This is a genomic window from Rhodoferax ferrireducens (assembly GCF_031458075.1).
GTDB classification, from domain to species: Bacteria; Pseudomonadota; Gammaproteobacteria; order Burkholderiales; family Burkholderiaceae_C; genus Rhodoferax_B; species Rhodoferax_B ferrireducens_A.
Genome location: NZ_JAVDXT010000003.1, coordinates 498,386 through 517,525, shown reverse-complemented (window position 1 = coordinate 517,525; position 19,140 = coordinate 498,386). Strand labels below are relative to the sequence as shown.

The 19,140-nt window shown below is 64.1% G+C and carries 21 protein-coding genes and 1 riboswitch; of the genes, 15 read left to right on the top strand and 6 right to left on the bottom strand.

The genetic code is table 11. The annotated features are described in order from the left end of the window. Positions 1-10: 10 nt before the first annotated feature. Positions 11-94, bottom strand: a riboswitch (S-adenosyl-L-homocysteine riboswitch). A gap of 94 nt (positions 95-188) precedes the next feature. Further along, positions 189-623, bottom strand: a complete 435-nt coding sequence (locus tag J2X19_RS17850) for a PACE efflux transporter (RefSeq protein ID WP_310375176.1) — start codon at positions 621-623, stop codon at positions 189-191. Positions 624-731: 108 nt separating this feature from the next. On the opposite strand from J2X19_RS17850, the gene J2X19_RS17845 reads away from it, so the two are divergent. After that, entirely contained in the window at positions 732-1,628 is an 897-nt protein-coding gene (locus J2X19_RS17845) for a LysR family transcriptional regulator (protein ID WP_310375175.1), read from the top strand. Positions 1,629-1,641: 13 nt separating this feature from the next. Here J2X19_RS17845 and J2X19_RS17840 read toward each other — a convergent pair whose 3' ends face one another. Next, a complete protein-coding gene (locus J2X19_RS17840) occupies positions 1,642-2,091 on the bottom strand; it encodes an Lrp/AsnC family transcriptional regulator (RefSeq protein WP_310375174.1) in 450 nt (149 codons plus the stop codon). Positions 2,092-2,617: 526 nt separating this feature from the next. Between J2X19_RS17840 and J2X19_RS17835 the strand changes: the two genes are divergently transcribed. The 6 genes from J2X19_RS17835 (at position 2,618) to J2X19_RS17810 (ending at position 6,884) form a co-directional block, all read left to right on the top strand. Next, entirely contained in the window at positions 2,618-3,454 is an 837-nt protein-coding gene (locus tag J2X19_RS17835) for a transporter substrate-binding domain-containing protein (protein ID WP_310375173.1), read from the top strand. A 90-nt stretch (positions 3,455-3,544) separates the two neighbouring features. After that, positions 3,545-4,207, top strand: a complete 663-nt coding sequence (locus tag J2X19_RS17830) for an amino acid ABC transporter permease (RefSeq protein WP_310375172.1) — start codon at positions 3,545-3,547, stop codon at positions 4,205-4,207. 5 nt (positions 4,208-4,212) lie between these two features. Further along, positions 4,213-4,881, top strand: a complete 669-nt coding sequence (locus tag J2X19_RS17825) for an amino acid ABC transporter permease (RefSeq protein WP_310375171.1) — start codon at positions 4,213-4,215, stop codon at positions 4,879-4,881. A gap of 10 nt (positions 4,882-4,891) precedes the next feature. Next, the gene (locus J2X19_RS17820) at positions 4,892-5,662 is read left to right on the top strand and encodes an amino acid ABC transporter ATP-binding protein (RefSeq protein WP_310375170.1); all 771 of its coding nucleotides are present in this window, start codon (positions 4,892-4,894) and stop codon (positions 5,660-5,662) included. Between the two features lie 21 nt (positions 5,663-5,683). Further along, positions 5,684-6,082 (top strand): RidA family protein, encoded by a 399-nt coding sequence (locus J2X19_RS17815; RefSeq protein ID WP_310375359.1) that lies wholly within the window; start codon positions 5,684-5,686, stop codon positions 6,080-6,082. Positions 6,083-6,107: 25 nt separating this feature from the next. Beyond that, the gene (locus tag J2X19_RS17810) at positions 6,108-6,884 is read left to right on the top strand and encodes an IclR family transcriptional regulator (protein WP_116607578.1); all 777 of its coding nucleotides are present in this window, start codon (positions 6,108-6,110) and stop codon (positions 6,882-6,884) included. A 61-nt stretch (positions 6,885-6,945) separates the two neighbouring features. Here J2X19_RS17810 and J2X19_RS17805 read toward each other — a convergent pair whose 3' ends face one another. From J2X19_RS17805 to J2X19_RS17795, 3 genes are read right to left on the bottom strand one after another with little or no spacing between them, the layout of a single operon-like run. After that, positions 6,946-7,953, bottom strand: a complete 1,008-nt coding sequence (locus tag J2X19_RS17805) for a Gfo/Idh/MocA family protein (RefSeq protein ID WP_310375169.1) — start codon at positions 7,951-7,953, stop codon at positions 6,946-6,948. A gap of 1 nt (position 7,954) precedes the next feature. Continuing rightward, on the bottom strand, positions 7,955-8,998 hold the full coding sequence (locus tag J2X19_RS17800) for a homocysteine S-methyltransferase family protein (protein ID WP_310375168.1): 1,044 nt from the start codon (positions 8,996-8,998) through the stop codon (positions 7,955-7,957). A 36-nt stretch (positions 8,999-9,034) separates the two neighbouring features. Further along, a complete protein-coding gene (locus tag J2X19_RS17795; protein ID WP_310375167.1) occupies positions 9,035-9,943 on the bottom strand; it encodes an AraC family transcriptional regulator in 909 nt (302 codons plus the stop codon). Between the two features lie 93 nt (positions 9,944-10,036). On the opposite strand from J2X19_RS17795, the gene J2X19_RS17790 reads away from it, so the two are divergent. From J2X19_RS17790 to J2X19_RS17755, 8 genes are all read left to right on the top strand, one after another. Further along, positions 10,037-10,870, top strand: coding sequence for an oxidoreductase (locus J2X19_RS17790; protein WP_310375166.1), 834 nt, complete (start codon positions 10,037-10,039; stop codon positions 10,868-10,870). 210 nt (positions 10,871-11,080) lie between these two features. After that, entirely contained in the window at positions 11,081-12,934 is a 1,854-nt protein-coding gene (recQ, locus tag J2X19_RS17785; protein ID WP_310375165.1) for a DNA helicase RecQ, read from the top strand. Positions 12,935-13,044: 110 nt separating this feature from the next. Further along, on the top strand, positions 13,045-13,401 hold the full coding sequence (locus J2X19_RS17780) for a nuclear transport factor 2 family protein (RefSeq protein ID WP_310375164.1): 357 nt from the start codon (positions 13,045-13,047) through the stop codon (positions 13,399-13,401). Between the two features lie 15 nt (positions 13,402-13,416). Then, a complete protein-coding gene (locus J2X19_RS17775; RefSeq protein ID WP_310375163.1) occupies positions 13,417-14,331 on the top strand; it encodes an AraC family transcriptional regulator in 915 nt (304 codons plus the stop codon). Positions 14,332-14,596: 265 nt separating this feature from the next. Next, positions 14,597-14,908: a 4a-hydroxytetrahydrobiopterin dehydratase gene (locus tag J2X19_RS17770; RefSeq protein WP_310375162.1), complete on the top strand. Its 312-nt coding sequence runs from the start codon at positions 14,597-14,599 to the stop codon at positions 14,906-14,908. A 10-nt stretch (positions 14,909-14,918) separates the two neighbouring features. After that, positions 14,919-15,818, top strand: a complete 900-nt coding sequence (gene phhA / locus J2X19_RS17765) for a phenylalanine 4-monooxygenase (RefSeq protein ID WP_310375161.1) — start codon at positions 14,919-14,921, stop codon at positions 15,816-15,818. Continuing rightward, a complete protein-coding gene (locus J2X19_RS17760; RefSeq protein ID WP_310375160.1) occupies positions 15,815-16,519 on the top strand; it encodes an SDR family oxidoreductase in 705 nt (234 codons plus the stop codon). Before phhA ends, J2X19_RS17760 begins: the two co-directional genes overlap by 4 nt. 100 nt (positions 16,520-16,619) lie before the next feature. Continuing rightward, positions 16,620-16,784 carry a hypothetical protein gene (locus J2X19_RS17755; protein ID WP_310375159.1) on the top strand — a complete coding sequence of 55 codons (165 nt, stop codon included), beginning with the start codon at positions 16,620-16,622 and terminating at the stop codon, positions 16,782-16,784. A 28-nt stretch (positions 16,785-16,812) separates the two neighbouring features. Here the strand turns inward: J2X19_RS17755 and J2X19_RS17750 are convergent, their stop codons facing one another. Beyond that, positions 16,813-19,131: an ATP-binding protein gene (locus J2X19_RS17750; protein ID WP_116607590.1), complete on the bottom strand. Its 2,319-nt coding sequence runs from the start codon at positions 19,129-19,131 to the stop codon at positions 16,813-16,815. Positions 19,132-19,140: the final 9 nt, after the last annotated feature.

The following is a 19,140-nucleotide window of genomic DNA, read 5'->3' as shown; positions in this document are numbered from 1 at the left end:
AGGGGCATGGTTCAGGTGAGCGTCGTTGCAATCTCAGGATGGCGAGGTTCCCAAGCCTGACGGGGGCAAGCCCGCTGCAACGCTCCTTGGGAGGCGATTATTTTAAGGGCCGGCCAGAATTCAAAAGAAATACGCCTCCAGCGCACATTCTGCCTGCGCAGGCAGCTATGTATTGAATAGCAAATGGCTCAGGCGGGCTGCACCTGTAGCGCCGACGCGGGCAGGCCAAACACCCGGTCAAAAATCCAGTTGAAAACAAAGGCATAGACCAGGAAGAACAGCAGCAGGCCAAAGTCCATCGCCAGCGCCTGCAGCAGCGAGACGTCGAACCACCAGGCCATCAGCGGCACCAGAAACACCGTCAGCCCGCCCTCGAAGCCGATGGCATGCGCGATGCGCCGGCCCACGCTGCGGCCACGCACCGCCTGCCGCGCCTCCCAGCGTTCGAACACGGTGTTGAAGACCAGGTTCCAGGCGATGGCGATGCTGGAAGCCGCAACCGCCACCACACTGGAATCCTGCATGCCGTGGCCGGTGATGCCGGACAGCCCAAAGGTGGTCGCCAGGATGGCGATGCCTTCGAACAAACCTACGTACACCACTTTGCGCTTGATACCTTGCATGGCAGACCTCTGGGCTTTGCAGCCGCTGAATTGCGAATGCCGCCACTGTATGTCTTAGACTCTGATATATAAAGTCAGGTTGTTTCAGTTTTACTGATAGGTTGAACGATGGCATTCACTTCCGAAAGCGTGCAAGTCTTTCTGGCCGTGCTGGACCACGGCTCGTTCTCGGCCGCCGCGCGGGCGCTGGGGCGGGTGCCGTCGGCGGTCAGCATGGCGATTGCGCAGCTGGAGGCCGAGCTGGACCTGCCGCTGTTTGACCGCAGCGGCCGCGAGCCCCGGCCCACGGCCGCCGCCCTGTCGCTGGAGCCACAGGCGCGGCTGCTGGCCAGTCAGCTGCAGCAGCTGAAAGCCCAGGCCCTGGGCCTGACGCAGGGCCTGGAGAACCGCCTGACCCTGGCCATCGCCCCCGAACTGCTGGCCGCCCAATGGCGCGGCCCGCTGGCGACTTTGGCGCAGGAATACCCGCTGCTGGAGGTGGAGGTGCTGGCCGCACCCCAACCCGATGCGCTCAGCATGCTGCACGCCGGCCGGGCCAATCTGGCGCTGGTGTTCGAGCGGCCCAGCCTGGACGGCCGCGAGGGCTTCCAGGAGGTCAGCAGCGAAACCCTGGTGGCGGTGATGGCGCCCGCGCTGCTGGCACGCACCCTGCCCAGCGCGACAGGCCTGCGCGAAGAGCATTTGACCAACACCCGGCAGATCGTGCTGGCCAGCCGCGACCTGGCCACCATAGACCGGCGCTTCGCCTATGCCCGGCACTGCTGGCGCACCGACAACCACATCGCCGCCCTGGGCCTGATCGAGGCCGGCATAGGCTGGGGCTGGCTGCCGCAGTCCTTTGTGCGCAACCAGATCGCCGCCGGCAGCCTGGTGGAGATGCCGTTCGACAACCTGACCAACCACATGGAGCTGTGGGTGGACGTGGTCTGGTCCAAGGAAAGGCCGTTAGGCCTGGCGGCGCGGCGCTTCATAGAGCGCATCGCCGCGGCGAAAACGCCCACCTGAGCGGCAGCCCGCGCTATAGCGGCAAATCGGCCTTTTTAAGGGTGCGCAGCACAAAGCTGGACTTGCTGTGGCGGATGCCCTTGATTTTGTACAGCCGCTCGCGCAGCAGGCGCTCGTAGTCGCGCGTGTCCTTCACGGCCACCCGCAGCAGGTAGTCGTACTCGCCGGAGACCAGATAGGCCTCGACCACCTCGGGGATGGCCGCCAGGGTTTCACCGAATTTCTCCAAGGTGTTGTCGGTATGGCTGTCCAGCGTGAGCTGCACCAGCACCGTCTCGTGCAGGCCCAGGGCCTGGGCGTTCAGCCGCACGGTGTAGCCCTCGATCACGCCCGCCGCTTCGAGCTTGCGGATGCGCTCCCAGCAGGGCGAACTGCTCAGGCCCACGGCCTGGCCCACCTCCTGCAGGCTGGCCCGCGCGTTGGTCTGCAGCACGGCAAGGATTTTTCGGTCAAGGGCGTCCATGGCGATGGATTATGGACAATTTGCGATTGAACAGAAAAATCTTCTGCATTTGCGCGCTAGCACAAAAACTTCAGCAAGATTTTTCGCTCCCCGGCAGGCAAACTTTAGCCTGTCAGGCGGGGTTTATCAGCCCTGCCGGGTTAGCAAGGCCCCTGCGGGTTACCGCCCGCCGGGGTGCTTGGGATTGCGCCATCACTCGGCCGGCAGCCTCATCGCGCTGGTCCACACCGGCTGATCGACCAGCCAGCCGCTGCCAGAACCTCCCCGAGCCCTCATCAGAAATCGACTGCTTACGCAGGAAGTATCTGCGCCAGTAGCTATTGATTGCATAGCAACCAGATCAAGCTCGCATCAACGTGCAGCCACTGCTGCCCCAAACCACCCGTGGTGGAAATTCCAACGCCCGCGCACGTCTTGTTGACAGTCACTAAAAAGTAACAATAATTGAGCACGTCCGCGATTGCAGATACATGTCCATTATTGCAGACACAACCCACCCATCACTTAGGCATTTAGGAGTATCAACATGGCGTTTCGACTTCTGGCATTGGCGGCATTGGCCGCTACCTCCGTGTTTGCAACGGGAACGGCTTTTGCCGCCGGCACCCTGGAACAGGCTCTTGCGCGAGGCCGTCTGGTGGTGGGCACCGGCAGCACCAACGCGCCCTGGCACTTCAAGGGAGAGGACGGCAAGCTGCAGGGCTTTGACGTGGACATGGCCAAGATCATTGCCAAGGCCTTGTTTGACGACCCCGAGAAAGTGGAATTCGTCAACCAGTCGTCGGACGCGCGCATTCCCAACATCACCACCGGCAAGGTGGACATCACCTGCCAGTTCCTGACCGTCACCGGCGCGCGCGCGCAGCAGGTCGCCTTCACCATTCCCTACTACCGCGAAGGCGTGGGCCTGATGCTCAAGGCCAAGAGCCCGTATGCCAACTACGCCGCGCTGAAAAAGGCCGACGCTTCGGTCAAGGTGGGCGTGCTGCAAAACGTCTATGCCGAAGCCATGGTGCGCGCGGCCTTGCCCAACGCCAAGGTGGCCCAGTTCGACTCGCAAGACCTGATCTACCAGGCCCTGAATTCAGGCCGTGTGGATGCGGTCGCCACGGACCAATCGTCGATCGCCTGGTTCGTCAAACAGAACGCCGGCAAGTACATCGACTCGGGCTACGGCTGGAACCCGCAAACCTATGCCTGCGCCGTCAAGCGCGGCGACCAGGACTGGCTGAACTTCGTCAACACGGCCCTGCACGAAGCCATGACCGGCGTGGAATTCGACAGCTACGCCAAGTCCTTCAACACCTGGTTCGGCGTGAAGCTGGCACCGCCCAAGATCGGCTTCCCGGTCGAATTCCAATAAAGCCCCGTCTGAACAGACACGCGGCAACCATTGCCCAGGCAGGGCAATGGCCCGATCCGCGAACCACCAACTGCTTAGCCGAGGCTGCACATGGGTTACACACTGAATTTCGCCGCCGTCTGGCGCAGCTTCATGCCCTTGCTGGACGGGCTGGGCCTGAGCCTGGTGCTGGCGGCTGAGAGCATTGCCATCGGCATGCTGATCGGATTGCTGGTCAGCTTTGCCTTGATCTCCAAGCTGGGCGTGCTGCGCCGCACCGCCGGCCTGTACGTCACGGTCATCCGCAACACGCCGATTCTGGTGCTGGTGCTGTTTACCTATTTCGCGCTGCCCAATGTGGGCCTGCGGCTGGACGAAATCCCCTCTTTCGTGGCCACGCTGGCGATCTATTCAGGCGCCTATCTGGCGGAGGTGTTTCGCGCAGGGCTGCTGTCGGTGCCGGCCGGCCTGCGCGAAGCCGGCCAGACCATAGGCCTGAGCAAGATGCAGATCCGCACATCCATCATCCTGCCGCTGATGTTCAGAAACGTGCTGCCCGCGCTAGGCAACACGGTGATTTCGCTGTTCAAAGACACCTCTTTGGCGGCGGTGATCGCGGTGCCCGAGCTCACCTTCCAGGCCCGCAAGATCAATGTGGAATCCTTCCGCGTGATTGAGACCTGGGTGGTGGTCAGCCTGATCTACGTGTGCACCTGCGCCCTGCTGGCCGCCGTGTTCCGGCGCATCGAGCGGCAACTCTCCATCCCCCGGTGACCGCCATGGACTTCACATTCTCAGAATTCATCCAGCAGCTCTGGATCGCGCGCGGCTCGATTGCCTACGGGCTCGGGGTGACCATGGCGATCGCCGCCAGCGCCATCGTCCTTGGCACGGTACTGGGCATAGGCGTGGGCCTGGCGCTGACCTATGGGGGCCGCCCCTTGCGCTGGCTGGCGCGTGGCTACACCGACTTTCTGCGCGGCACACCGGTGCTGGTGCTGGTGCTGGCCGGCTACTACGTGCCGTCCGCCATCGGCATCGGGCTCAGCCCGCTGCAGGCCGGCGTGCTGGCCCTGGCGGTGTTCTGCAGCTCCCACGTAGGCGAGATCGTGCGCGGCGCGCTACAAGCCATCCCCAAGGGACAAATGGATGCCGCCAAAGCCATCGGCCTGACATTCCGCCAAACCTTTGCCTCGGTGCTGATGCCCTTGGCCCTGCGGCAGGTACTGCCCGCCTGGGTCAACACCGCGGCAGAAATCGTCAAGGCATCGACCCTGCTGTCGGTGATCGGCGTGGGCGACTTGCTGCTGGCCTCGCAGGAAATCATTGCCCGCACCTTCATGAACCTGCCGTTCTACTTCCTGGCCGGGTTTCTGTACTTCAGCATCAATTTCTCCATCGAGCGCTTCGGGCGTTTTGTGGAAAGAAAAACGACCATTCCATCGTGAGGACCTCTTGATGAGCAGCAATATTCTGGAAATCAGCAATCTGCACAAGCGCTTCGGCGATGTGGAAGTGCTCAAGGGCGTGGACTGCGCCATGCAGCAGGGCGACGTAGTCTGCATCATCGGCTCCAGCGGGTCGGGCAAGACGACCATGCTGCGCTGCATCAACATGCTGGAGGAATTCAACGACGGGTCGATCCGCATCGCCGGGCAAGAGATTGGCTACGAAATGCGCGGCGGCACGCGGCGGCGCAAGAGCGAACTGGAGATTGCCCGCCAGCGCGCACTCACCGGCATGGCCTTCCAGCAGTTCAATCTGTTCCCGCACATGACCGCCACCGAGAACGTCACACTGGGCCTGATCAAGGTCAAAAAAATGGGCCGGGACGAAGCGGTGGCGGTGGCCGAGCGCTGGCTGGACCGCGTCGGCCTGCTGGCCCGCCGCAACCACTACCCCGGCCAGCTGTCGGGCGGCCAGCAGCAACGGGTGGCGATTGCCCGCGCCATCGCCATGGAGCCCAAGCTGATGCTGTTCGACGAGGTGACATCCGCGCTGGACCCGGAGCTGGTGAACGAAGTCCTGCTGGTCATCAAGGACCTGGCCCGCGAGGGCATGACCATGCTGCTGGTCACGCATGAAATGCGCTTTGCCTACGAGGTCTCGACACGGGTGATCTTCATGAACCAGGGCCGCATTGCCGAGGAAGGCAATCCGCGCGAGATGTTCGTCCAACCCCAAACCGAACGGCTGGCCGAGTTCCTCAAAAGCTCTGCCTTCAACTAAATTGAAAGGACATCTGTGAGCATCATTCGATACGGCGCCGGCGAGCGCGGCGCGGGCGGCCAGGTATTGCCCTTTGCCCGCGCGGTAGAGGCAGACGGCTGGCTGCATGTCTCCGGCCAAGTGGCCATGGAGGGTGGCGAAATCATCGCCGGCGGCATCGTCGCCCAGACCCACAAAACCATTGAGAACCTCATCGCCATCCTGACCGAAGCCGGCTATGGCGTGGAAGACGTGGTGCGGGTCGGCGTGTGGCTGGACGATCCGCGCGACTTCTGGACCTTCAACAAAATCTACGCCGGGTATTTTGGGGATAATCCGCCAGCCCGTGCCTGCGTACAGGCGCAGATGATGGTCGACTGCAAGGTCGAAGTCGATTGCGTTGCCTACAAGCTCAAAAGTGGCAACAACACAAACCCCTGAAATCCAGCAACGGAAGCCCTTATCCATGACGGTTGTCGATGACAGTCTCTCCAATCGCCGCTCCAGGGGGCTGGACCGCGCTTTCGAGATCCTCGACTTTTTCAGATCGCACCGCAAACCGGCCCGGCCGAATGAAATCGCAGCGCTGCTGGGCGCGCCGCGCTCGTCCGTCTACGAGCTGATCAATCTGCTGCTCAAGCACGGGGTGCTGGAATATTCCGGCAGCGAAGGCCAGGTGTTTCTGGGCCGCAAGCTGCACTTCCTGGGCAGCGCGTATGCAGAGCATTTCGACCTGATGCGCGAATGCGAAAAGTCGCTGGTCCGCATCACCCAGGAAACCCGCGAAACCGCCCAGCTCTGCATGCTGGACGGCAACAAATACACGGTGGCGCTGATGAAAGAAGGCATACGCCCTTTCCGCATCTCGTCCAACGTGGGCGAAGCCATGCCGATTCCCTGGACCGCATCCGGGCGCCTGCTGCTGGGGCATTTATCGGACGGCGAAATTCTGAACCTGATCCCCAAGGAAGACTTCAAGCTCCCCAACGGCGACTGGCTCGATACCCAGGCCTTCCTCCAAGAAGCCCGCGAGGCCCGCACCGCCGGGTACTTCACCTGCGGCAGCATCGTGGACAGCTTCACCCAGTGCTTCGCAGCGCCGGTGTACCAGGGCGAGAAGGTGTGCATCGCCACGCTGTGCCTGGTTGCCCCGCGTGAGGATGGGCAGCGCAATCAGAAGGAATATCTGGACTGCCTGGTCAGCACCGCCAGCGATCTGACGCAGAGGCTACGTGCTACCTGACGGAAAAACAACCGTCAAACATGCCTCTAGCGCAGGTAGCACCTGCGCTAGCAGCTACCAATTAAATAGCAGCCAGGGTTTCCCAGCGCCCGCTGCGCTGCGAGGCAAACAGCGCGTCGATGATGCGCATGTTCTGGACCGCGTCTTCCACGCCGTAGAGCAGCGGCGCTTCACCGCGGATCGCCAGCGAGAACGCATCGCCTTCCAGGCTGTACTGGTCGCAGGGTGCAAAGCTCTCCACCGTGGCGCTGGCGCCGCCCAGCTGCTTGCCGTTGTCGATGAAAATGCGCGTGGCCTCAAACGGCGGCGCGTTGAACGGGATTTCGATTTCCACCCGCTGCTGCGTGCCCACCACCTGCACGCGCTGGTAGGGCGTGGACTGGGTGGACACGGTGAAGTCCAGGTGCCGGCCGCCACCAAAGTCCAGCAGCGCACTGAAGGTACGGTCCACATTGAACTCGGGGTCCATGTCGGCCAGCGCCATCACGCGCACCGGCTCGGCGCCGAACAGAAAGCGCCCGGCGACGATGGGGTAGCAGCCAATGTCGAACAGCGCGCCGCCGCCCTTGGCCGCATCGTTGCGGATGTTGTCGGGGTTGCGGTTGAAGTAGGAGAACCAGGCCTGCACCGTGCGCAGCTCGCCCAGGGCGCCGCTTTGCACCAGCTCGCGGGTGCGCAGCCACTGCGGGTGGAAACGCACCATGAAGGCTTCCATGATGTGCACCTTGCCGGCCACCTCGCGCAGCTGGGCCGCCTCGTTGGCGTTCAGGGCGATCGGCTTTTCGCACAGCACATGCTTGCCGGCGCGGGCTGCGGCCAGGGTCATGGGCACGTGCAGGTCGTTGGGTAGCGGGTTGTAGATGGCCTCGATGCTGGGGTCGGCCAGCAGCTCTTCGTAGGAGCCATAGGCGGTGGGAATGCCCAGCTTGTCGGCCGCAGCGCGCGCCGAGGGCAGGGACCGCGAGGCAATCGCCTGCACATCGCACCACTGGCTGCGCAGCAGCGCCGGGGTGACCTTTTCCATGCCGATCTTGGCGGTACTCAACACGCCCCAGCGCACTTTTTGCATATCAGGCAGCCTCTTTGTAGAAGAAGGGCCGCAGCACGCGGCCGGGCAGCGGGTTCACCGCCTTGTGGATGGCGGCGATGTGGTCGGGCGTGGTGCCGCAGCAGCCGCCGACGATGTTCACCAGGCCTTCGGCGGCGAATTCGCGCACCAGGGCCGAGGTGACTTCAGGCGTTTCGTCGAAGCCGGTGTCACTCATCGGGTTGGGCAGGCCGGCGTTGGGGTAGCAGCTGATGAAGGTATCGGGCGCCACCTTGTGCAGCTCCTGGATGTAGGGGCGCATCAGCGCCGCACCCAGCGCGCAGTTCAGGCCAATTGCCAGCGGCTGGGCGTGGCGCACGCTGTGCCAGAAGGCGGTGACGGTCTGGCCGCTGAGGATGCGGCCCGAGGCATCGGTCACCGTGCCGCTGATGATCAGCGGCAGGCGCTGGCCCGAGTCTTCAAAATATTCGTCCACCGCGAACAGCGCGGCCTTGGCGTTCAGCGTGTCGAAAATTGTCTCGACCAGGATCACGTCCGCGCCGCCTTCGACCAGGGCCTTGGTCTGCTCGTAATAGGCTTTGCGCAGCTGTTCGAAGTTGACGTTGCGCGCGCCGGGGTCGTTCACATCGGGGCTGATGCTGGCCGTCTTGGGCGTGGGGCCGAGGGCGCCAGCGACGAAGCGGGGCTTGTCCGGCGTGCTGTATTTGTCGCAGGCAGCGCGGGCGATTTTGGCGGACTCGAAGTTCATCTCGATCGCCAGGTCGGCCATGTCGTAGTCCTCCTGGGCCACGGTAGTGGCGCCGAAGGTATTGGTTTCGATCAGGTCAGCGCCAGCGGCCAGGTAGCCTTCGTGGATGTCACGGATCACGTCGGGCCGGGTCAGGCTCAGCAGCTCGTTGTTGCCCTTCACGTCCTTGTGGAAGTCCTTGAAACGTTCGCCGCGGTATTGCTCTTCGGTCAGCTTGAAGCGCTGGATCATGGTGCCCATCGCGCCATCCAGGATGGCAATGCGTTGCGCCAGGATGGCGGGCAGTTGTTGGGCGCGGGTGTAGGTGGGCGTTTTCATGAGGGCTCGATTGTAGGAAACCCCGGCACGGCTGCGTTACACCGCGACCAGTGGCCCCAGTCCGCGTAGGCGTACGGCGTCGCGCAGCGGTGGCTGGCCGTACATGCGCGCGTATTCGCGGCTGAACTGCGACGGGCTCTCGTAGCCAACGGTGAAGCCGATGCTGGCCGCGTCCGCCTGGCCGGCCAGCAGCAGGCGCCGGGCCTCCTGCAGGCGGATCTGCTTCTGGTACTGCAGCGGACTCATGGCCGTGACGGCCTTGAAATGCCGGTGGAAGGTGGAGGCGCTCATGTTGGCGCGCTGCGCCACATCGTCAATGCGCAGCGGCTCGGCAAAGTGGCTGCGTATCCAGCCTATGGCCTGGCCCACCTGGGCCATGCGGCTGTGGGCCAGCGCGATCTGGCGCAGCATGGGCGCCTGGGCGCCGGTCAGCAATCGGTACAGGATCTCGCGCTCGGCCAGCGGCGCCAGCATGGGAATGTCGGCCGGCCGGCCCAGCAGCCGCAGCAGGCGCACGGCTGCATCCAGCAGATCGGGCGTCACCGGGCTGACCGCCAGGCCGGGCAAGGGGGCGTCCTGGGCTGTGCCAGGCAGGCTCAGCAACATGTCGGACAGCACCGCCGGGTCCAGCTCCAGAGACAACGCCAGATATGGCGCCTCCGGACAGGCCTGGATGACCGAGCCGGTGATGGGCAAGTCCACCGACACCACCAAATACTGGCCGGCAGCGTATTCCACGATGTTGTCACCCAGCAGCGCCTGCTTGGCACCTTGCGCCACGATGTACAGCATGGGCTGGTAGACCACGCCCATGGGCAGGGTCGGGGTATCGGAGCGTACCAGGCCGACGCGGGGGATGGCGGTGCTGGTCCGGCGCTCATGGCAGTGTTGTGCAATCAAGGCACACAGCTCTTTGAGCGAGTCTGGCGTAGGCAAGGGCAACATGCGAGGATTATGCAAGAGCTGCGCAGCATCGGGCTACCGCTGCACGGGCCTCCAGGCGGATAGTCAAGCTCTTCACCATTCAGGAGCCACACCATGTCTTTCCAACCCCACAACTGGTTCATCACCGGCGCAGCGCGCGGCATCGGCGCCCACACCGTGCAGGCCGCGCTGGCCGCCGGCCACAACGTGGTCGCCACGGCCCGCAAGCGCGACAGCATCACCCTGGCCGACGACCGCCTGCTGGCGCTGGACCTGGACGTCACCGACGCCGCCCAGGCCCAGGCCGCGGTGCAGGCCGCCGTGGCCCGCTTTGGCCGCATCGACGTGCTGGTCAACAACGCGGGCTACGGCCAGCTAGGTCTGTTTGAGGAAAGCACGGCGGCCGATGCGGAGCAACAGTTCGCCACCAATGTGTTCGGCCTGTTCCACGTGACGCGGGCCGTGCTGCCGGTAATGCGCCAGCAGCGCGCCGGCCGGGTGTTCAACCTCTCGTCCATCGCCGGCATGCGCGGCATCCCGGGCGGCTCGCTGTACTGCGCCAGCAAGTTCGCTGTGGAAGGCTTCTCCGAAGGGCTGGCGCAAGAGCTGGCCCCGTTCGGCATCCGCGTCACCATCGTGGAGCCGGGCGCATTCCGCACCGACTTTCTGGACGGCCAGTCGATGCGCTTTGGCAGCCAGGCCATCGCCGACTACGCCGCGCAGTCGGCACAGATCAGCGCAGGCTTTGGTGCCCGCAACCACCTGCAGCCCGGCGACCCGGCGCGGCTGGCTGCGGTGCTGCTGCAGCTGGCGGCACATCCCGCGCCACCTCTGCGCTTCGCGGCAGGTAGCGATGCGGTGGGGATTGTTGGGGCGAAGATTGAGGCGCTGCGGGGGGAACTGGAGGCTTGGCAGGCCTTGTCGGTGACGACGGATGGGGCGTTCTAGAAACTTTCCTACACAAGCCCACCAGGGCCTGCCCAGGACGCTGCGCCAGCGTCCTGGGCAGGCCCGCATCTACATCGACAGTTTTTTAGGGCCCTGTCGGCACGGGCACAATAGCGCCTTCCCACCAGCCCCACGCTGGTTTACCCCTCAAATCAGCCCCTAGCGCAATCGCCACCTGCGCCAGCAGCTACACATTCCAGAGCAAAAGCATTGTCCTCGTCCCCTCTCGCCATCCTGCATGAAACCTTTGGCTACGAGCAGTTCCGGGGGCCGCAGCAGGCCATCGTCGAGCATGTAGTCGCGGGCGGCGACGCGCTGGTGCTGATGCCTACCGGCGGCGGCAAGTCGCTGTGCTACCAGATCCCGGCGATTGCGCGGCAGCTGGACGGGCATGGCATCACCATCGTCATCTCGCCGCTGATCGCGCTGATGCATGACCAGGTGGGCGCGCTGCACGAAGCCGGTGTCAAGGCGGCGTTCTTGAATTCCACCCTGTCGTTCGACGAGGCGCTGGACGTGGAGCGGCGCCTCATGCGCGGCGACATCACCATGCTGTACGCAGCGCCCGAGCGCATCACCACGCCGCGTTTTCTGGACCTGCTCGACGACCTGCTGGCGCGCCGACAATTGAGCCTGTTTGCCATCGACGAGGTGCATTGCGTGAGCCAGTGGGGCCACGACTTCCGCCCCGAATACCGCGCGCTGACGGTGCTGCACCAGCGCTACGCCAGCGTGCCGCGCATCGCGCTGACCGCCACGGCCGACGCGCTGACCCGGGCCGACATCGTGGAGCGGCTGCAACTCGAAGAGGCCCAGCATTTCGTCAGCAGCTTTGACCGGCCGAACATCCGCTACACCATCGTCGAGAAGAAGGACGCGACGACGCAGCTGCTGCGCTTCATCGAACGCGAGCACGACGAGGATGCGGGCGTGGTCTATTGCCAGTCGCGCAAGCGGGTCGAAGAGGTGGCGCAGATGCTGTGCGAGCACGGCATCAATGCCCTGCCCTACCACGCCGGCCTGGACGCAAAACTGCGCCAGACCCACCAGGACCGCTTTCTGCGCGAAGAAGGCATTGTGATGGTGGCGACCATCGCCTTCGGCATGGGCATAGACAAACCCGATGTGCGCTTTGTCGCGCATCTGGACATGCCGAAGAACATCGAGGGCTACTACCAGGAAACCGGCCGCGCGGGCCGTGACGGCCTGGCCGCTGACGCCTGGATGGTCTACGGCCTGCAGGACGTGGTGAACCAGCGCCGCATGATCGACGAGAGCCCGGCCGGCGAGGAATTCAAGCAGGTGATGCGCGGCAAGCTGGATGCACTGCTGGGACTGGCCGAGGCCACCGACTGCCGCCGGGTCCGGCTGTTGAAATACTTTGGGGAAACCTCCCACGCCTGCGGCAACTGCGACAACTGCCTGGAGCCGCCGCAGGTGTGGGACGGCACCGAGGCCGCGCGCAAGCTGCTGTCCACCATCTACCGCATCCAGCAGATGAGCGGTATTAGCTTTGGCACGGGCCACATCATGGACATCTTGCGCGGCAAGACCACCGACAAGGTGAACCAGTTCAACCACAGCACGCTGAGCACCTTTGGCCTGGGTGCGGAGTACAGCGAACAGCAGCTGCGCGGCGTGCTGCGCCAGCTGATTGCGATTGGCGGGGTGGCGGTGGAAGGCGAATACAGCACACTATGCCTGACCGAAGGCTCGCGCGCCGTACTGAAGGGCGAGGTGCCGCTGATGCTGCGCGCATCCCTGTCCGGCCCGGCCGAGCGCAAACCCAAGCGCGAAAAAGCTGCGGCCAAATCCGCCGTGGTGGCCGCGCTGGACGACAGCGCGCAAACCCGCTTCGCCGCGCTGAAAACCTGGCGCGCCGAAGTGGCGCGTGAGCACAATCTGCCGGCCTATGTGATCTTCCACGACGCGACCCTGGCGGCCATCGCCGCGCTAGCGCCGCAGACCCTGGGCAATCTGGAAGGCGTGAGCGGCATCGGTGCCAAGAAGCTGGAAGCCTATGGCGAAGCCGTGCTGCGGGTCTGCGTGGGCGCGGCAGATTAACGCGCCGCTGTTGGCTATTCAATTTGCCAGTACGGACAGAAAAAAGCACAAAATATCAAAACGCCCTGGCCGCGGCTGACAAGATCGCGCTTCAACCAACTGGAGCGAACATGACCGACCTATTGATGCAAACATGGGAAAACTACACCGCCTCGTGGCGAGAAGGGACGGTCGATCAGCAGCGCGCTCTGTTTGCAGCAGCCCTCAGTACGGACTGTGTGTACCGCGACCCGCTGGGTATGGCCAGTGGCTGGGATGAGCTGGCCGCGTACATCGCCAATTTTCACCTGCAAGTGCCAGGGGGGCACTTTGTCACCCGCAAGTTTGCCAGCCACCACCAGCGTTGCATGGCGCAATGGAATATGGTCAACCGGCAAGGCGAGGTGATTGGGGAAGGCTACAGTTTTGGCCAGTACAACGCCACGGGGAAATTGACTTCCATGACCGGCTTCTACGAAGTCGCCTAGCCGCAGGCACGAGACGTGTTTTATCTCCAACGGGTTCAGCGGGGCATTGATTTCATTGAAGCGCATTTGCAGACTGAAATCGATGCCCATGCCGTGGCGGAGGCTGCGGGCCTGAGCCAGTGGCACTTCCAGCGGATATTCAAAGCGCTGACCAATGAGACGCTGAAGACCTACATTCGCTCGCGGCGATTTGCCAAGGCACTCGATCAATTGCTGCACTCGCAGCTGCCCATTCTCGATATCGCACTGGCGTCCGGTTTTGAGACGCAGGCCAGTTTTACACGCGCCTTCAAAACCTGCTTTCACATCACGCCCAACCATTACCGAAGATTTGGCCACCGGACGCAATTCGTCAAGAAGCTCCATATTGACGAAAATTACATGCGCCACCTTCACAGCAACGTCTCCTTGGCGCCGGAGGTTTGCGCGCAAGAGCCGATGCGGCTGGTGGGCATGCGCACGCAATTCTTTGGGGTTGACTCGGAGAAGAACAATCTTGGCAAACGCCTGCCACCGCTCTGGGCCGCATTCATCTCGCGGCTGGGTGAAGTCCCGCACACCGTGCCGGGCACCTGCTACGGCGTGGTCAATGCACTGCGGCCGCTAGGTGATGAATTGGAATACCACGCGGCCATTGCAGTCACGAAAATCGGAGCTTTGCCTAGCGGAATGGTCAGCTTGGAGATTGATGGCGCGACCTATGCCCGGTTTTGCCATCGGGGATTTGCCCATGCGATCGACCATACGGTGAACTACATCTATTCCAATTGGATGGCAGCCTCTGGCCGCGAACACACATCAGGCCCTGATCTGGAAATCTACGGAGCGGGCTTCGACCCAAGCTCGGCCTCTTCGGTGATGCATTACGCGGTTCCGGTGACGGGCGCTGCCAGTCATGGCGGGTGGCCTGAACAGCGTGAGCGGGATTGACGCCAAGAAGCTCAAAAGCTGTGCCGGAGGATTTCCCGGCTCCCACCTTTGCAATAAAACTGCGCAGCACCTGGAGATGATGGAGTAGGCCAAACGCCCTGCCCATCCACCAGCAATTTTTGCTGTCCTGACAGGGAGCCCACGGTCGCCATCCGAAGACCTGGTACCGGTAGCGGGCCCTACCGGCACCCGGTCTTTTTTTATGCAAAACCACGTCTTAGCGCTGATCCAGATTGCGCAGGAAGCTATGAATAAGAGAGCAAACATGCACCCCCTCAGCCCCACCGAGATCGCCCAGTTGCCCACCACCTTGCCCGCCTGGCAATTCAGCGATGCGCGCGGCGGCCTGGTCCGGCGCGAATTCGTGTTCGCCGACTTCGCCCAGGCCTTCGGCTTCATGGCCCAGCTGGCCCTGGTGGCGGAGAAGCGCAACCACCACCCCGAATGGTCGAACGTCTACAACCGGGTCGCCATCACGCTGACCACCCACGATGTACCAGGCTTGTCGAACCAGGACATCGATCTGGCGCAGCAGGCCGACGCCCTCTACACCGCCTTGAACACCCTCAACCGCTAGGCAGAACCGCATGCAAAACACCGCCACCGCCAGCAGCAAACACGGCCTCGCCGCTGGCGACGCCAGCCCACCCGAGCGCCCCGACTGGACCATAGACCAGGGCTGGGAGCGCTACAGCACCGAAGAACACGGTATCTGGAAGACCTTGTTCGAACGCCAGAGCCGGCTGCTGCCCGGCCGCGCCTGCGATGCCTTCGTGCAAGGCATGGCCCAACTGCCCATAGGCGCCGACCAGATTCCCGACTTCCGCCGCCTGTCCGACACCTTGATGCAGCGCACCGGCTGGCAGGTGGTGGCGGTGCCGGGCCTGGTACCCGACGACGTGTTTTTTGAACACCTGGCGAACCGCCGCTTCCCGGCCGGCCAGTTCATCCGCCAGCGGCACCAGCTCGACTACCTGGAGGAACCGGATGTGTTCCACGACGTGTTCGGCCACGTGCCCATGCTGATGAACCCGGCGATTGCGGACTACATCCAGGCCTATGGCGTGGGCGGGCTGCGGGCGCAAAAGCTGGGCGTGCTGGACAAGCTGGCGCGGGTTTACTGGTACACGGTGGAGTTCGGCCTGGTACAGCAAAAAGACGGGCTGCGCATCTACGGCGCCGGCATCGCCTCGTCGGCCTCGGAAAGCGTGTTCGCACTGGACGACCCCTCGCCGAATCGCCTGCGCTTCGACCTGGAACGGGTGATGCGCACCGAATACCGGATCGACGATTTCCAGGAAAGCTATTTCGTCATCAACGACCTGGACGAGCTGCTGGCGCTGGCGCAGATCGACTTTGCCGCCAGCTACGCGCGGGTGCAGGGCCAGCCCGACTACGCGCCCGGCACCGTGCTGGGCAGCGACCAGGTGTTCAGCCGCGGCACGGGCCGCTACCACGACGCCAAACGCCAAGGAGCCACCGCATGAGCTTCCAGAACCACACCGTCATGCTGACCGGCGCGGCCGGCAACCTCGGCCAGGCCGTGGCCGCCGCCTTTGCTGCCCAGGGTGCGCGCCTGGTGCTGCTGGACCGCCGCTTGGACGCGCTGCAGCACAGCTTCGGCGATACCGGCCCGGACCGCCTGCTGCTGGCCACCGACCTGCTGGACCCCGGCCAGATCGCCGCGGCGCTGGCGGCGGCAGAGGCCCGCTTCGGCCGCATCCACGTGCTGTGCAACCTGGCCGGCGGCTTCCGCATGGGCGAGGCCGTGCACGCCACCAGCGACAGCACCTGGGACTTGCTGTTCGACACCAACGCCCGCACCCTGCTGAACATGGCGCGCAGCCTGGTGCCGCACATGCTGGCCCAGGGCGGCGGCAAGATCGTCAATGTCGGCGCCTTTGCTGCGCAAAAGGGTGTGGCGCAGATGGGCGCCTACTGCGCGTCCAAGAGCAGCGTGATCCGCCTGACCGAGGCCATGGCCGCCGAGCTGCGCGAACAAAACATCAATGTGAACTGCGTGCTGCCGACCATCCTGGACAGCCCGGAGAACCGCGCCGCCATGCCAGATGCCGACCCGGCGCGATGGGTCAAGCTCGACGATCTGGCCCAGGTGATCGTCTTCCTGGCCTCGGATGCGGCGCGCGCCGTGCATGGCGCAGCCTTGCCGGTGACCGGCCTGAGCTGAAGCGATGGATTTGCGCGCAGAATGCTACTTAAACCATAGCTTCTCGCGCTTATTCTGTCTGCGCTGGAGGCCATTTTTATCTTAAAAACAATGGAATCCCATGGCCGACAAAGCTCCCTCCCGCTCGCCCTCCACACCGCGGTTCGGTCGCCTTCTGGTGGTCTGCGTGCTGGCGGTGCTGTTCTGCGGACTGCTGGTCTGGCTGATGGGCGACCGGTTTGCCGAATGCTGCGATCTGTCGTGGCTGGACCGATTGAGCCACTGACGCCGCCCGCTGGGGGTTCGGCGCGGCTTCAGGAGGGCATGAAGCCGATGCCGCGGCTCTCGCGCACCTCGGGCTTGATGCGGTGCTCGGCTTCGAGCTGCTCCATGAACTCGTCGGCGGCCAGGGCGGCATCCAGTATCTCGGCCTGGCGCTTCACCGCGGCGAAGTCGCCGGGGCACAGCTGGTCGAGCCGGGCCAGCCGGGTTTTCAGCGCCTCGGTCCAGCGGCTGGCATCGCCGCCCAGCGCTTCCACCAGAAACATGGTTTCGCGCTGCGTGCGCAGCAGCGGCTTGAACTGGATCTTGAAGGTAAAGCGGCGCAGCGCCGCCTGGTCGATGCGGTCCAGCAGATTGGTGGTGCAGACGAAGATGCCGCGGTAGCGCTCCATGCCTTGCAGCATCTCGTTGACCTCGGTGACCTCGTAGGTGCGCTGGGCGCCGCGCCGGTCTTGCAGAAAGCTGTCGGCCTCGTCGAGCAGCAGCACGGCTTTCTCGGCCTCGGCCTCCTTGAACATGGCGGCCATTTTTTGCTCGGTCTCGCCCACGTATTTGCTCATCAGGTCGCTGGCCTGCTTGATGATCAGCGGCTTGGCCAGCGCCTGGGCGATGTGCTCGGCCAGCGCGGTTTTGCCGGTGCCCGGCGCGCCATAAAAGCACAGCGTGCCGTGGCCACGCGCCTGCAGCGCCTGGACGATGCGCGGGATTTCAAACCGGCTCTCCACGTTCAGCATGTCCAGGCTGTAGGTGGTGGACGAGGGGCGCGCGGCCTGGTCGGCCGCACCATTGCCCAAGGCCTTGTCGGCGTTCTTCAGCTGGCGGTCTATCAAGCCTTCGAAGCTCGTATCGGCGGCCGGCGCCACCAGGCCGGCGAAACGCACCGCGGTACGGATCTGCGCGGGAGTCAGGCCTTTGCGCTCGGTGAGCTTGGCCACAAAGGCATCGGACACCGCCAGGCCTTCCAGGGTCTTGCGCACCAGGCCTTCGCGGGCGCCGGGCGGCGGCGATTTCAGCTCCAGGTGGTAGGCGAAGCGGCGGCGGAACGCCGGGTCGATCTGCTCGATGCGATTCGTCACCCACAGCGTAGGCACGCTGTTCGATTCCAGGATCTGGTTGACCCAGGCCTTGCCGCTGACCGAGGCGCTGCCGGGCGCGGTCACCTGTTCGGCGCGGGCCATCAACTGTGCGGCCTCGGAGCTGATCGGCGGGAACACGTCTTCCACCTCGTCGAACAGCAGCGCGGCCTGCACGCTGCCCTTGAGGAACACCTGGGCGATCTGTAGCGAGCGGTAGCGGTCCCGGCCGCTGAGCGAATTGCCGTCGCGGTCGGCATATTCCACCTCAAACAGGTCCAGCCCAGCGGCCTGGGCCACGACGCGGGCCAGCTCGGTCTTGCCGGTGCCGGGCGGCCCGTAGAGCAGCACATTGACGCCGGGCTCCTTGCGCGCCACGGCGTTGCGCAGCAGGCTGACCAGCACCTGGGCGTCGTCCAGCACATAGGTGAAGTCGGTCAATGCCAGCGCGCTCTTGGTGGCCGGGCGGGTGAAGACGGCCATCAGCTCGCTCTGGTCGCGGTATTCGCGCATCAGCACCGGTGGCAGCTTTTCGCTGACCTTCATCAGGTCGGCCAGATCGGTGATGTTGTGTTCGGAGATCAGGTTTTCCACCAGGCCGATGCGCTCCAGCCGGGAGCCGGCGCGCAAGGCTTCGCCCACCTCGGCCGGGCTGACGCCGGCAACTTCGGCAATCGCCGCATAGGCTTCGGGCGCGTTGTTCACCTTGACCTCGACCAGGATGGTGCGCAGGTCGCGCTGGTAGCGGGCCAGGGTGCCGTAGAGCAAGAGCGCACGCTCGGCCTTGTTCAGCTGCAGCAGGCCTGACAGGGCGTCGATGTTCTTTTCCACCAGGGTGGATTGTTTTTTGAGCGCGTGGGTCAGCCATTCGCCGGTGACGGCCAGGGCAGACAACAGGTCTTTGGGCTGGTCCTTGGCGTATTCGTCCAGGTAGAAGAACAGCGTGCCTTCTTCGTAGGGGCCGCGCCAGATGCCGTGGCGTTCCAGAAACTCGGTGGTGCCCAGGGCCGTGTGGCCGCGCCAGAACTCGTTGTCCTTGCAACGCCGGGACAGGAATTCGCGCAGCCGCAGCAGCACCGGCTGCGGCCACACCAGGTGCCTGCCGGCCATGGCCAGCAGGCTGTTCAGGTCGCGCCGTACATTGAACTTGGGGCCTTGGCGGGCCACCAGGGTCAGCACGAAGTGCGAACACATCAAATCCAGCACCGGCGCAGCCTTCAGCCCCGGCGACGGGATCAAGGGTGCGTGGGCGGAATCAGAAACCAAGCGCTTCACCATGGAAAGGCT

Bases quoted from the DNA above. Each gene is read 5' to 3' on its own strand.
- J2X19_RS17850 (WP_310375176.1), bottom strand. From the start codon at position 623: ATGCAAGGTATCAAGCGCAAAGTGGTGTACGTAGGTTTGTTCGAAGGC.
- J2X19_RS17845 (WP_310375175.1), top strand. From the start codon at position 732: ATGGCATTCACTTCCGAAAGCGTGCAAGTCTTTCTGGCCGTGCTGGAC.
- J2X19_RS17840 (WP_310375174.1), bottom strand. From the start codon at position 2,091: ATGGACGCCCTTGACCGAAAAATCCTTGCCGTGCTGCAGACCAACGCG.
- J2X19_RS17835 (WP_310375173.1), top strand. From the start codon at position 2,618: ATGGCGTTTCGACTTCTGGCATTGGCGGCATTGGCCGCTACCTCCGTG.
- J2X19_RS17830 (WP_310375172.1), top strand. From the start codon at position 3,545: ATGGGTTACACACTGAATTTCGCCGCCGTCTGGCGCAGCTTCATGCCC.
- J2X19_RS17825 (WP_310375171.1), top strand. From the start codon at position 4,213: ATGGACTTCACATTCTCAGAATTCATCCAGCAGCTCTGGATCGCGCGC.
- J2X19_RS17820 (WP_310375170.1), top strand. From the start codon at position 4,892: ATGAGCAGCAATATTCTGGAAATCAGCAATCTGCACAAGCGCTTCGGC.
- J2X19_RS17810 (WP_116607578.1), top strand. From the start codon at position 6,108: ATGACGGTTGTCGATGACAGTCTCTCCAATCGCCGCTCCAGGGGGCTG.
- J2X19_RS17805 (WP_310375169.1), bottom strand. From the start codon at position 7,953: ATGCAAAAAGTGCGCTGGGGCGTGTTGAGTACCGCCAAGATCGGCATG.
- J2X19_RS17800 (WP_310375168.1), bottom strand. From the start codon at position 8,998: ATGAAAACGCCCACCTACACCCGCGCCCAACAACTGCCCGCCATCCTG.
- J2X19_RS17795 (WP_310375167.1), bottom strand. From the start codon at position 9,943: ATGTTGCCCTTGCCTACGCCAGACTCGCTCAAAGAGCTGTGTGCCTTG.
- J2X19_RS17790 (WP_310375166.1), top strand. From the start codon at position 10,037: ATGTCTTTCCAACCCCACAACTGGTTCATCACCGGCGCAGCGCGCGGC.
- J2X19_RS17780 (WP_310375164.1), top strand. From the start codon at position 13,045: ATGACCGACCTATTGATGCAAACATGGGAAAACTACACCGCCTCGTGG.
- J2X19_RS17770 (WP_310375162.1), top strand. From the start codon at position 14,597: ATGCACCCCCTCAGCCCCACCGAGATCGCCCAGTTGCCCACCACCTTG.
- phhA (WP_310375161.1), top strand. From the start codon at position 14,919: ATGCAAAACACCGCCACCGCCAGCAGCAAACACGGCCTCGCCGCTGGC.
- J2X19_RS17760 (WP_310375160.1), top strand. From the start codon at position 15,815: ATGAGCTTCCAGAACCACACCGTCATGCTGACCGGCGCGGCCGGCAAC.
- J2X19_RS17755 (WP_310375159.1), top strand. From the start codon at position 16,620: ATGGCCGACAAAGCTCCCTCCCGCTCGCCCTCCACACCGCGGTTCGGT.
- J2X19_RS17750 (WP_116607590.1), bottom strand. From the start codon at position 19,131: ATGGTGAAGCGCTTGGTTTCTGATTCCGCCCACGCACCCTTGATCCCG.